General features: G+C 38.7%; 8 protein-coding genes. All 8 read left to right on the top strand.

What is annotated here, in order from left to right; all coding sequences use genetic code 11:
• Window positions 1-140: 140 nt before the first annotated feature.
• Window positions 141-1,475 carry a sialate O-acetylesterase gene (locus ASE74_RS07965; RefSeq protein WP_082458693.1) on the top strand — a complete coding sequence of 445 codons (1,335 nt, stop codon included), beginning with the start codon at window positions 141-143 and terminating at the stop codon, window positions 1,473-1,475.
• The gene (locus ASE74_RS07960; protein ID WP_055906803.1) at window positions 1,475-4,288 is read left to right on the top strand and encodes a glycoside hydrolase family 2; all 2,814 of its coding nucleotides are present in this window, start codon (window positions 1,475-1,477) and stop codon (window positions 4,286-4,288) included. The genes ASE74_RS07965 and ASE74_RS07960 overlap by 1 nt, the downstream gene beginning before the upstream one ends.
• 201 nt (window positions 4,289-4,489) lie before the next feature.
• On the top strand, window positions 4,490-7,168 hold the full coding sequence (locus ASE74_RS07955) for an alpha-L-rhamnosidase (RefSeq protein WP_235526033.1): 2,679 nt from the start codon (window positions 4,490-4,492) through the stop codon (window positions 7,166-7,168).
• Between the two features lie 120 nt (window positions 7,169-7,288).
• On the top strand, window positions 7,289-7,954 hold the full coding sequence (locus ASE74_RS07950) for a DUF3826 domain-containing protein (RefSeq protein WP_055906931.1): 666 nt from the start codon (window positions 7,289-7,291) through the stop codon (window positions 7,952-7,954).
• Window positions 7,955-8,069: 115 nt separating this feature from the next.
• Window positions 8,070-9,209 carry an exo-alpha-sialidase gene (locus ASE74_RS07945; protein ID WP_235526032.1) on the top strand — a complete coding sequence of 380 codons (1,140 nt, stop codon included), beginning with the start codon at window positions 8,070-8,072 and terminating at the stop codon, window positions 9,207-9,209.
• 61 nt (window positions 9,210-9,270) lie between these two features.
• Window positions 9,271-10,749 carry an acetylxylan esterase gene (locus tag ASE74_RS07940; protein ID WP_082458692.1) on the top strand — a complete coding sequence of 493 codons (1,479 nt, stop codon included), beginning with the start codon at window positions 9,271-9,273 and terminating at the stop codon, window positions 10,747-10,749.
• A gap of 6 nt (window positions 10,750-10,755) precedes the next feature.
• A complete protein-coding gene (locus ASE74_RS07935) occupies window positions 10,756-11,652 on the top strand; it encodes a sugar phosphate isomerase/epimerase (RefSeq protein WP_055906794.1) in 897 nt (298 codons plus the stop codon).
• A 154-nt stretch (window positions 11,653-11,806) separates the two neighbouring features.
• A complete protein-coding gene (locus ASE74_RS07930) occupies window positions 11,807-14,359 on the top strand; it encodes an L-rhamnose mutarotase (protein ID WP_055906924.1) in 2,553 nt (850 codons plus the stop codon).
• The last annotated feature ends 11 nt before the right edge of the window (window positions 14,360-14,370 follow it).

The following is a 14,370-nucleotide window of genomic DNA, read 5'->3' as shown; positions in this document are numbered from 1 at the left end:
AAATGACGGGAGAGAATCCTAGCACCTGTAGCATTAAGATTCCCGCCTGCGCGGGAATGACGGCACTAATTATCCTTCTTTCTTTATTTTCCTTTTCCGCCAACGCAAAAATCCTTTTGCCTCAAATTTTATCAAGCAATATGGTTTTACAGCGCGAAAAACCAATCAATATCTGGGGTTTTGCTTCACCTGATGAAAAAGTAGCAGTAGTTTTTGCAGGTCAGAAAAAAGAAACAGTTGCCGATAAAAACGGAAACTGGTCGGTGGTTTTAGCACCATTAAAAACAGCTATAAACCCCCAAACCATGACCATCAGTGGCTCAAATAAAATTGAGCTTACCAATATTCTAGTGGGCGAGGTTTGGGTATGTTCTGGTCAATCCAATATGGAATATGCCATGCGCAAACTGGCCAAAATCCCAAAACCTAAAAATGAAAAATTAGGTTTCCCGTTTGATGAAGTTGCAAAGGCAAAAAATGATCAGATCAGAATTTTCCTGGTTAACCGAAAAACTTTAATCAAACCTGATTCGCTTCATAAAAGCTGGGCAATGGCGCAAGATTCAGCATTACGTGCTTTTTCAGCCGTTGGTTATTTCTTCGCCAAAGAAGTTCAGGAAAAATTAGGAATTCCAGTGGGCCTGATTTCTTCGGCCATTCCGGGAAGTGCAATTGAGCCATGGATTTCAGAAAATGCATTTGCATTGGAGGATTATTTCGAAAATCAAAAAATAGGTAACGATCCGGGTAAGTTTTATTCAACGATGATCGAACCTTTAACACAATTTAAAATCCGTGGTTTTTTGTGGTATCAGGGCGAAACCAATTGCTTTTTGAATGAAAAGATCAATTACGCCTATAAAATGAAGGTATTGATTAATAGCTGGCGAAAAGCCTGGAAAGAAAAGAATCTGCCTTTTTATTATGTTCAGATTGCACCTTTTAACTATTCCAAAACCAAAGGCAAAGTACCTGTTGATGAAAATACCGAACCTGAATTTTGGGAAGCGCAAACACAATTGTTGCGTTTACCGAACACTGGAATGGTTTCTACAAACGATTTAACCGACTCCAATGAAGATTTACACCCAACATATAAATGGGAGGTAGGCAGAAGATTGGCACTTTGGGCTTTGGCCGAAACCTATAATCAAAAAAATGATTTCTCAGGGCCTGTTTATCAATCAGTATCGTTTAAAAATGGGAAAGCCGAATTGAATTTCGATTATTTAAAATCAGCTTCATCCGGTCCTATTACCGGTTTTACCATCGCAGGAAATGACGGAAAATTTGTAAATGCTGATGCTGTGATAAAAGATGGAAAAGTTGTTGTTTCTTCAAAAGAAGTTAAGACACCTGTAGCCGTGCGTTATAACTGGACGGAAAACCCAACAGGAAACTTTTATAGCAATGGTTTACCTGCTTTGCCTTTCCGAACCGATAATCCATTAACTAAAACTTTTAAAACCAATTAATGAAACGCAGATTTATACTTTTCTTGTGTTTAACAACCCTATTCTGCTCGCTAAAAGCCCAGCAAACGGAGAAATTATACCTATCGGGAACAGGGAACGACAATACCGTGAACTGGGATTTTTTCTGTACCGCTGGCACAAATTCGGGCAAATGGACCACTATACCAGTTCCTTCAAATTGGGAACTGCAGGGTTTCGGAAAATATAATTATGGTTTCAACAAAGAAGAAAATAAGGGAAAGGAAGAAGGGCTTTACAAGTATAAATTTAAAGTTCCAACTGCCTGGAAAAATAAGGAAATCAATATCGTTTTTGAAGGCTCAATGACCGATACCGAAGTAAAAATTAACGGTCAGTTGGCTGGTGAGATTCACCAGGGTTCATTTTATGTTTTTAAATACGATATTTCCAAACTGATTAAATTTGGCGACGATAATTTACTTGAAGTAAAAGTATCCAAGCATTCTGCTAATGAATCGGTTAACAATGCCGAACGCAAGGCTGATTTCTGGATTTTTGGTGGCATTTTCAGACCTGTATATCTCGAATCACTGCCGCAAACCCATATCAATCGGATTCAGATCGATGCCAAAGCTGATGGCAGTTTAAATGCGCAATTAAATTATACTGGTGATGCAGATAAAATTGAAGTGGAGCTTTTAGGAAAAAATGGGAAAAGATTTGGTGATCGGTTTACAACTTCAATAAATAAAGGAAATAAAAACATACAACTCAATCATCAATTTTCCAATCCGGCTTTATGGTCTTCAGAGTTTCCGAATTTGTATACGGCAAACTTCACATTAATTAAAAATGGGAAAGAGATCCATCAGATTTCCAAAAAAATTGGTTTTAGAACAGTTGAAGTAAAAGAACGTGATGGCGTATATGTTAACGGAGTAAAAATGAAGTTTAAAGGTGTAAACCGGCATTCATTTTATCCGTCGTCGGGCAGAACAACCAGTAAAAAAATCAGCATCGCCGATGTTTTGTTGATGAAAGAAATGAATATGAATGCCGTCCGGATGTCTCACTACCCACCAGATGGCCATTTTTTAGACGTTTGCGATTCGCTTGGCTTATTTGTAATGGACGAACTGGCAGGCTGGCACGGCACTTATGTTACGCCTACCGGAACGAAGTTGATGAAAGAAATGATGTTGAATGATGAAAATCATCCATCGATTATATTTTGGGCCAATGGGAACGAAGGTGGTCATAACCGCGAACTTGATCATCTTTTTGGCGAGGAAGATCTTCAAAAAAGACCTTTAATTCACCCTTGGGAAGTTTTTAACGGTTTTGAAACCACACATTACCGTGAATTTAATTACGGAATTGGCAACTACGATCATGGGCACAATATTTTAATGCCTACCGAATTTCTGCATGGTATGTGGGATGGCGGTCATGGTGCAGGCATTGAAGATTACTGGAATGCCATGTGGAACAATCCACTTTCGGCTGGCGGTTTCTTATGGGATTTTGCCGACCAGGCTGTGGTGCGTACCGATAAAAATGGTGAATTGGATACTGATGGAAATCATGGCCCTGACGGAATTGTTGGGCCTTATCATGAAAAAGAAGGTAGTTTTTTCACCATTAAAGAAGTTTGGAGTCCGGTTTTTATAGCAAAAAGAGAAATGACATTTGGCTTTGATGGCTCGTTTACATTAGAAAACCGATATGCTTTTACCAACCTCAATCAATGTACTTTTAACTGGAAATTGAAGAAATTAAAAGCTGGGACAGATGCTGCATTTAAGTCTGGCAAAGCCGATGCACCAAACATTAAACCCTTCGAAAAAGGAAAATTACAGGTTAATCTTCCAGCAGATTGGAGAAGTTTTGATGCCCTTTATCTTAGCGCAAATGGACCGGATGGTAAAGAATTATTCACCTGGAGTTTCCCCATCACTTTGCCTATAGATGATGCTGAGAAAATTATTGTAAAAACAGGTTTTTCGAAAATAAATCTCAAAGAAGACGCTAAATTATACCTTGTTTCTGCAAATGGTATTGATTTAACGTTCGACAAAACAACTGGTTTGTTGCAACAGGCCAGGAATGCTAAAGGGATAATGCCTTTTTCCAATGGTCCTATTTTGCAGGAGGGTGTAAATAACTTTAAAGGTTTTACTCAAAAAATGGATGGCGAAAATTTAGTGATTTCATCTAAATTTGATAAAAAGGAAAGCTGGAATACCCTACAATGGACGATTTACCCATCTGGATGGTTAAAAATGGAAGTAAAATATTTTCCATCAGATTACTTTACCACTTTCGTTGGTGTTAACTTTTCTTATCCAGAAACAGAAATTAAAGCCGTTGAATACAAAGGTAATGGGCCATACCGCGTTTGGAAAAACAGGATGAAAGGAACGGAGTTTGGCATTTGGAAAAAGGATTATAACAATTCGGCAACAGGAGAAGCACCATGGCAATATCCAGAATTTAAAGGCTATTATTCAAATATGTACTGGTGCGAATTTATTGGCAAGCAACAATCATTCAAAGTTGTAACAGATCGGGAAGATGTTTTTTTAAGGTTATTTACACCAAAAAAATCAAAGGATACAGAATACGATAATATGAGTCCGACATTTCCGAATGGTGATATTTCCTTTATGAATGCCATTTCGGCAATTGGTACAAAAACCCAAAAACCAGAAACAACAGGGCCAATGGGAATGAAGAATATTTATTACGATTTTGATAAAGATCCAAGTAGGGCATTGAATATGACCTTGTATTTTGATTTTTCGCTCCATAGTTCGTCATTGCGAGGAGGAACGACGAAGCAATCTCAATAAAGAAATTATGGAACACAATAACATTAGCAAAAAAGATTGCTTCAGCTCGCTCAGGCCAAGCTTCGCAATGACGAATTTTTTTAAAAAACAATAATACAATTAGTATAATCAATAAATCTGTGCAATCAACCGCGAAGCGTAATGAACATTAAACTCCACCTAGCGATCATCAGCATTTGCCTCATATCCTTTACAAAAGTGATGGCGGAAATCTCGTTGCAGCACACCACCTGCGAGATGCTCGAAAATCCGTTGGGCATTGATGTTGTAAAACCCCGCTTTGCATGGCATATCATTTCTAATGAGCGTAATGTAATGCAAACCGCTTATCAAATTTTAGTTGCATCATCGGCAGAAAAATTAAAGGCGAATGAAGGCGATTTATGGGACTCAGGAAAGGTTAAGGAACCAGAATCTATCCATGTAAGCTATAACGGTATGGCATTAACTAGCCGTATGAAAGCCTACTGGAAGGTTAAAGTATGGACAACTGCTGGTCAAAGTGAATGGTCGGCTAACAACGCTTTCACTATGGGTTTGCTTTATTATAAAGATTGGCCAAAGGGCTGGATTGGTTTCGACCGGGCTTTCCCATGGGATAACATTAAAACGGATTCACGTTTATCAGCACGATATTTTAGAAAGGAGTTTCAGTCTATAAAACAAATCAAATCTGCCACCGCATCTATCATTGGCTTAGGTTTATACCAACTCTATATTAATGGTAAAAAAGTGGGGAATGATGTTTTATCGCCGTCGCCTACTGATTATACCAAAAACGTAAAGTACAATACCTATGATGTAACCAGTTACATCCAGAACGGTAAAAATGCAGTGGGTACGATACTCGGAAATGGCCGTTTCTTCGCAATGCGCCAAAATGAAAAACCGTATAAAATTAAAACATTTGGGTTTCCGAAAATGCTCATGAACATCAACATTGTTTACACCGACGGAACAACGGCAAATATTGATACCGACGATAGCTGGAAGGGCACAACAGATGGACCGATCAGAGCAAATAACGAATACGACGGCGAAGAATACGATGCTACAAAAGAAGTTTCAGGCTGGAATAAAGTAGGTTTTGATGATAGTAAATGGGCAAAAGTAGAATTTGTACAAGAACCTACCGGAACTATTGAGGCCCAGATGAATGAAAACATGAAAGTGATGAATACCATTAAGCCTGTTTCAATCACTAAAATTTCGGGTGGTCGGTATATTTTGGATATAGGTCAGAACATGGTGGGCTGGCTGCAAATCAAGGTAAAAGGTATTAAAGGCAACCAGATTAAAATGCGGTTTGCTGAATCATTACAAGATAATGGCGAACTCTTTACCGCTAATCTCCGCAATGCAAAATGTACCGATTTATACACCTTAAAAGGTGGCGAATCAGAAACCTGGGAACCAACATTTGCCTACCGCGGGTTTAGATATGTAGAACTTACAGGCTATACCTACCAACCATTACTAAGCGATTTCGTTGGCAAAATGATTTACGATAGCATCAAAACGGTCGGAACGTTCGAAACTTCGGATGCTTTGACTAATCAGATTTTCAAAAATGCCTGGTGGGGAATTGCCGGGAGTTACAAAGGGATTCCGGTTGATTGCCCGCAACGCAACGAGCGCATGCCTTGGTTGGGCGATAGAGGCGCAGTGGCTTATGGTGAAAGTTTTCTTTTTGATAACGGTAGATTCTACGCCAAATGGTTGCAAGATATTAGAAATTCGCAAAAAGAAGATGGTGCCATTCCGGATGTTGCACCAGCTTTTTGGCGCTACTACAGCGACAACATGACCTGGCCCGGAGCAATGCTTTTAGTTACCGAAATGTTATATAAGCAAACTGGTGATGTATCTGCCGTACAGGACAACTATCCGGCAATGAAAAAATGGCTTGCTTACATGCAAAACCGTTACATGAAAGATTATATTTTGACCAAAGATAGTTATGGCGATTGGTGTATGCCGCCCATTACCATCGAATTTGGCCGTGGTAAAAGTGCAGATAAAAAGTATCCGTCAGAATTGATTTCGACAGCATATTATTATCATTTCACCCAATTGATGATGGAGTTTGCGAAGGTAAGCGGCAACAATGAAGATATAAAGGCATATGAGCTTTTGGGAAATAAAATCAAAGACGCTTTTAATCAAAAATATTATAACAACAAAGGCTACTATGCCTCAAATGCACTAACCGATAACATCATTCCGCTTTACTTCGGGATGGTTCCTCAAGACAATGTAGATAAAGTTTTTAAGAGCATTACTTATACGGTAGAGGTTACAAATAAGGGGCATTTGAGCAATGGCTTAGTGGGAATTCAGTGGTTAATGCGCTGTTTAAACGATTATGGCCGACCAGATTTGGCCTATACCGTGGCCACACAAAAAACTTATCCGAGTTGGGGCTACATGGTAGATAACGGCGCAACCACCATTTGGGAATTGTGGAATGGGAATACAGCCGATCCAAAAATGAATTCACAAAACCATGTGATGATGCTTGGCGATTTACTGATCTGGTATTATGAAAATCTGGCCGGAATAAAATCCGAAAGTGCAGCTTTCAAAAAGATCATCATGAAACCGGAAATAATTAATGGCTTAAACGCTATAAATGCCACCTACAATTCGGTTTATGGGCTAATTAAAAGCAATTATAATAAAACAGCAAAGCAATTTAACTGGAATATCACCATTCCGGCAAATACAACTGCAATGGTTTATATTCCTGCAAATAATAAAAATGATGTTTCAGAAAAATCGAAATCAATAAAGGATTTAAAATTTATAAAAATGGAGAATAACAGGGCCGTTTATGAGCTCGGCTCTGGAGATTATTCATTTGTGGTAGAACGGAAATAAAAATGAAATAAGTCGTCATTGCGAGGAGGAACGACGAAGCAATCTATCCTGCCAAGAAAGATTGCTTCGGTTGATGAAAAATCAAGCCTCGCAATGACGATTAAAAAAGAAAACACAATTATGAGAAAGTTTTTTAAACCATTTATACTGATAACCTTACTGCTAACCACAGTAAACGCATTCAGTCAAACGAAGGACATTGCGGTGCCGGAAGAAATTGTAACCAAAGCCAAAGAATGGGCCTCAGCAGTAAATTTAACTGATGCAGCGAAAAAATCAGCAGTAGAAAATGCAATTGCAGTTCACTTAACAACAATTAGGGATTGGCATAACGATCATCCATCATCTACAGTTCCTGATGGAATAAATCCGGTTACTGGAAATAAATTAAGCGATTTAGACAAACAGATTATTGCCGATTCTGCAATACCTTCTACCGTTCACCAGGTTTTAATGGATGGGTTGAGAAAAAACTTAACTCCAGAGCAGGTAGAAACCATATTGGATAAATACACCATTGGTAAAGTAGAATTCACCATGAAAGGTTATAAAGCCATTGTTCCGGATTTAACTGCTGATGAGGAAGCCAAGATTTTGGCTTACTTAAAACAGGCCCGCGAGCAAGCTGTCGATTATAAAAACATGAAGCAGATTTCAGCCATTTTTGAGATTTACAAAACAAAATCTGAGCAAATGCTAAATAATAATGGTCGAAGCTGGAGAGCACTTTATAGTGCCTATACAAAAAAGATAAAAGAAGAGAAAGCAGCGAAAGCAAAACAATAACGTGAATTTGCTTCACCTCATCGTCATTGCGAGGCACGAAGCAATCTTACTACGGTAGCTATAGCATTAGGATTGCTTCGTGCCTCGCAATGACGACCTTTTTTAATAAATAAACATGATGTTAAAAAGAAAAATACAAATTACACTGGTCTTTATATTTGCCACCTTTATCAGCGCCAATGCCCAGGTAGAAAAATGGCAAACCGGAATCGTAAAACAAGAATTTCTTTACGACAAAGCACCGTTTCCTTCATGCCATTCAGCTACAATAGCAGAAACGCCAACAGGTTTAGTTGCTTCATTTTTTGGCGGCACAAAAGAGCGGAATCCCGATGTAGAAATCTACATCAGCCGCTTTGTAGATGGCAAATGGTTGGCTCCGTTTTCGGTTGCCACTGGTATTCAGCCTGATGGTAAAAGATTACCAACGTGGAATCCTGTTCTTTATCAGGTTCCTGGCGGAGATTTGCTGTTATTTTATAAAATCGGACCAAAACCATCTGAATGGTGGGGGATGATGAAAACTTCGAAAGATGATGGTAAAACCTGGTCGGATGCTACAAAGCTACCTGATGGTTATATTGGACCTGTAAAAAACAAACCGGTTTTATTGAGCAACGGAAATCTCTTTGCACCATCAAGCAAAGAGGGTGATGGTTGGAAAATCCATTTTGAAGTAACAAAAGACAATGGTAAAACCTGGAGGAAGGTTGGCCCGCTTCCTGAAAACGGCATAAAAGCCATTCAACCAAGTATTTTACAATACGGAAACGGAAAGTTGCAGATTTTGGCCAGAACCGCCAACCGTGCAATCGTAGAGGCATGGTCTAACGATAATGGTGAAACCTGGTCGGCATTAACCAAAACCACATTACCCAATAATAACTCTGGCACAGATGCAGTAACCATGAAAGATGGGCGGCAGGTATTGGTATACAACCATGTTTTGCCTCCGGGTGATTTAGCTAAAGGACCTAGAACACCATTAAATGTATCGGTTTCTAAAGATGGCAAAGAATGGTCTGCTGCATTGATCTTAGAAGATTCACCGATCAGCCAGTATTCTTATCCGGCTGTTATTCAAACTGCTGATGGTATGTTACATTTTATTTATACATGGAGAAGGGAAAAAATTAAACATGTAGTGGTAGATCCTTCAAAGTTAAAACTGAAGAAAATTAAAAATGGTGTTTGGCCGAAACTGAAAGGATATACGGCACCCGTAATTACTGAAACTAAAAATGAGGAAGGTTAAGATGGTAAATTCAATTAAAGAATTCATTTCTAGGTCGTTGCGATCGTCATTACGAGGAGGCATGATGCGGCAATCTATCCTATCAAGAAAGATTGCTTCGGCTGATGAAAAATCAGCACTCGCAATGACGACCAGGGTGCTGAGATTTTTTGCTGTATTATTTATTTCCTATATATTCCCTGTAAACAACCTCTCTGCTCAAATTCAAAACACTGATAATCTCTATAAAAAACCACTTATTGATGTTTTGAAAGAGATTCAAACGCGTTTCAAAGTACAAATTAAATACTCAGAACCTCAGGTAAAAGATAAATGGGTAAACTATGCTGATTGGCGTTTCCGGGCTGATGTAGACGAAACACTTACCAATGTGCTTATGCCTTTGGATATGAAGGTAAACAAAGAAAAGCCTGGTGTTTATAAATTAAAAGAATATGAATATTACCGATGGGAAGTGCAGGATGGATGGGCATATTTAGATCAATTGGCTACAAAATATCATGATCAGGCAAGTTGGGAAAAACGTAAAGCAGAAATTAAACCTGAACTATACAAAGCTTTACTGCTATCACCGCTACCTGCAAAACCAAATTCAAAACCGATTGTAACGGCAAAAAGAATTTTTGATGGCTATTCGGTAGAAAACATTGCATTGGAAATCTTACCAGGTGTATGGATTAACGGTTCCCTTTACAAACCATTAAATTTTAAAGGAAAAATTCCTGTGGTGCTTAGCCCTGATGGACACTGGGAAAAACAACGTTATAGGCCCGATTGCCAGATCCGCTGTGCAATGATTGCCAAAATGGGAGCAATGGCCTTTAGTTATGATCTTTTTGCCTGGGGCGAATCGATGTTGCAGTTTAAATACGAAGACCATAGAAAAAGCCTGGCCCAAACCGTTCAAGCTTTAGGCGGTATCAGAATTTTGGATTATTTCGGCTCGCTAAAAGAAACAGATACCAACCGGATCGGAATTAGCGGTGGATCGGGCGCCGGAAGTCATTCTATTTTAATGACAGCCATGGATGACCGGATTAAATTGAGTGCACCCGTGGTTGCCATGTCATCATACTTTTATGGCGGTTGCCCATGCGAAAGCGGAATGCCAATCCATCAATGTGGTGGTGGTACCGATAACGTAGAATTAGCCGCAATGGCTGCTCCACGTCCGCAATTACTGGTGTCAGACGGTAGCGATTGGACAGCACATACACCAGAACACGATTTTCCTTACCTGCAGAAAATGTACGGTTATTATGGGGCTAAAGATAAAGTGGAGAATGTTCATCTTCCTGATGAAAAGCACGATTTTGGTGTCAATAAACGCGTTGCGTTATACGATTTCCTAATTAAAAATTTCAAATTAAATGCTTCTGGGGTTAAAGATAAAACCGGTAAATATGATGAAAGTAAGGTAACGATTGAAAAGGAGAATGCTTTATATGTATTTGGCGATAAAGGTGAAAAATTGCCTAAAAATGCGATGATGGGCTTTCAAAATTTAGAAAAATTATTTCCACTAAGCACGAGTAAATAACTGGATATGCAACATCAAAACAGAAGATCTTTTATTGGTAGCATGGCCTTGTTAACGGGAGCTTTTATGTTTCCCAGTCAATTGCTTTTCGCCGCAGATAAAAAGAACCGTTTTAAAGTTGCCGTTATTGATTTAATGATTTTAAAACGTCAGAAAATCAGTGCTTTGCCACTTGCAAAAGAAATTGGTGCCGATGGACTTGAAATTGACATGGGTGGTTTGGGTGATCGCGAAACTTTCGACAATAAACTGGCCGATCCAAAAATCAGACAGGAGTACTTGGATAAAGCAAAAGAGCTGAATCTCGAAATCTGTTCGTTAGCGATGACTGGTTTTTATGCGCAATCATTTGCCAAACGCCCAACTTATCAGAAAATGATTCAGGATTGTTTAGATACTGCTAAAGCAATGCATGTTAAAGTAGTCTTTCTGCCATTGGGTATTCAAGGCGATTTAATTAAAAATCCAGAACTGCGCGAACCTATTGTAGAAAGGTTAAAAGTTGCGGGAAAAATGGCTGCTAAAGCTGGCATTACAATTGGAATTGAAAGTGCTTTAGATGCCAAAGGAGAATTACAATTATTAAAAGATATCAATTGCAAGTATGTTAAAAGTTATTTCAATTTTTCCAATGCCATTAAGAATGGAAGAGATTTAAACGATGAACTCATGATTTTGGGCAAGAAAAACATCATTCAGATCCATGCTACAAATGAAGATGGGGTTTGGTTACAGAACGATCCAAAAATTGATTTGAACAAAGTTAAAGAAACTTTAAATGATATGGGCTGGAGCGGTTGGCTCGTTGTAGAAAGAAGCCGGGATGCCAAACAGCCAACAAATGTAAAATATAATTTCAGTGCAAATACAAGCTACCTGAAGTCAGTTTTTCAACCGAAATAGTATAAATATAATGAAGTGCTTTTTGAGAAAAATTTATAGCTTTTATAACCAGTCGGTACGTGGAGACAAGTACTGGGGCGATATATCCATGCCTTGGTTCATATCTTCTTTACCTGCTCCTTGGTCTCTGTGGTTACAGACCAACCAACTATCTATGCTAAAATTTAAATCTCTAACGCCTTGGTTCGGGTTTCCACGAACCAAACAACTACCACTTTTTAGCCTCTCGATTCTTTTTTCTTTATTGTGTTTTAATGCTAATGCAACAGATATTTATGTATCAATAAATGGATCTGACACCAATTTAGGCACTAAAGAAAATCCTTTGGCAACACTTCATTCAGCCCTACGTAAAGCGCGCGAATTTAGACGTTTAAACGATACATCAATTAAAGGTGGTATTAGAATTATAATTGGCAAAGGTTTTTATCAATTGGATGAACCGATAATACTTAGACCAGAAGATTCAGGTACAAACAATAGTCCGACACAGATAATTGCCAATGATAAGGTTGTTTTAAGTGGTGGGGTAAAAATTAAAGGTTGGAGAAAACTATATGGTACCATCCCAGGCTTACCAAAAGAAGCAACGGGCAAAGTTTGGGTTACAGATGTTCCAAATTTTGACGGGAGCGATCTGCAATTCAGGCAGCTCTGGGTAAACGATAAAAAGGCCATCCGTGCAAAAAATTACAATGGCGTAGAAATGGGAAGGATTTTGTCATGGGATAGCAAGAAACAAACCTGTAAAATTCCAAGGCAAGAAGGTATTAATTTAACCAATATCAAAGGAATGGAAATGCTGATCCATCAATGGTGGGCTATTGCAAATCTCCGTGTTAAATCAGTTAAAGTGATTGGCAATACAGCTGAGCTTTCTTTTATGCAACCTGAGAGCAGAATACAATCCGAACATCCCTGGCCAGCACCATGGATTTCAGACAAAACAGGAAATTCAGCTTTTTACCTCAGCAATGCCATCCAGTTTTTAAATGAACCTGGCGAATGGTATGAAGATCTGCAAAATCATAAACTTTACTATTGGCCAAACGCTTCAGAAAATATGCAGAATGCCGAGGTAATTGCCCCAGCACTGGAGACACTTATTAAAATTGGTGGAACGATAGATCAACCAGTTTCTTTTGTGAGCTTTAAAGGCATTTCTTTCGAACATGCTACCTGGTTGAGGCCATCAAAACAGGGGCATGTGCCACATCAGGCTGGTATGTATATGCTCGATGCTTACAAATTAAATAAAGCCGGCACACCGGGTAAACCAACTTTAGAAAATCAGGCATGGGTTGGCCGGCCGGCAGCTGCTATTAAGGTTAGTTATGCTAACAATACCTCATTTCAATCCTGCCGTTTCGTCCATCTCGCTTCTACAGGTTTGGATTATAATAAAGGAACTACAAACAATGAAATTAAAGGAAATTTATTCAAAGATATTGGTGGTTCGGCCATTTTGATTGGAACTTTCTCCGATGAAGCTGTTGAAGTGCATTTGCCATACAATCCGACTGATAAAAGAGAAATTTCGGGCAATAACAACATCGAAAACAACCTGATTACAGATGTTACCAATGAAGATTGGGGCGCAGTAGGTATTGGGGCAGGTTATGTTTGCGGCATTAAAATTCTTCATAACGAAATCAGTGATGTTTCTTACTCGGGCATCAGCATGGGTTGGGGTTGGACGAAAACCAAAAACGCGATGGCGAACAACATAATTAGCGGTAATAAAATACACCATTACGGAAAACATATGTATGATGTTGCCGGGATTTACACTTTGTCTGCCCAGCCAGGATCATCTATAACAGATAATGTAGTCGACAGCATTTATAAGGCGCCTTACGCGCATTTGCCAGATCATTGGTTCTATCTGTATACCGATGAAGGATCATCTGATTTCACCATCAAAAACAATTGGACACCAACAGAAAAGTATCTCCAAAATGCCAACGGATCAGGTAATGTTTGGGAAAGCGACGGACCAAAAGTTTCAGATCAGGTTAAGCAAAATGCCGGCTTAGAAAGCGCATTTCAATATTTATTAAAGGAAAAAGCCCACTACGCCAAAAGAGGGATTAATGAGGCTGTAAATCAATCAATTGTATTTGAATTGGTTTTTAAGTCGGATAATCTTCCAGGCAATAATACTTTAACGACTTTTGCAAAAGAAAATAACCTTTTGGCAAATTCAATTTATAAGTGGAATAACCGATTGGTGATTTACACCTCTAGCTTAAAAGTAGAGAGCTTAAAACAAACCCTAAAACGCCTTAACGCATCCGAAATTAAGTTATACGATAACCTGTTTTATGATTTCAACAGAGAAAAAAACTGCGGAGATAAGCCAGTTGAAGAATGGGATAACATCATTTTATCGGCCAACCTGGTTAAGGATGAAAAAATGCAAAAAGAATATTTAGATTATCATAAAACACAATTTCAAAAATGGCCCGAAATATCAAAGGGGTTTTGTAATGCAGAATTTCAACGATTGGCCATTTTTAAAAATGATCGGCAGCTTATGCTGATTATTAGCATCCCAAAAGGGAAAAAATTAGATGATTTAAATCCAAAAACTACCGAGAACAATCCAAAGGTGGATGAATGGAATGCCATTATGAAAAAATACCAGGAAGGAATTGAAGGCACAAAACCCGATGAGGTTTGGGTGTTCTTTAAACCGATTGGTTAGAAGTATTATTG

The organism is Pedobacter sp. Leaf216, from assembly GCF_001421515.1.
Classification (GTDB): domain Bacteria; phylum Bacteroidota; class Bacteroidia; order Sphingobacteriales; family Sphingobacteriaceae; genus Pedobacter.
Note: the sequence above shows the minus strand (reverse complement) of the source record. Positions and strands in the feature narration are given on the sequence as shown.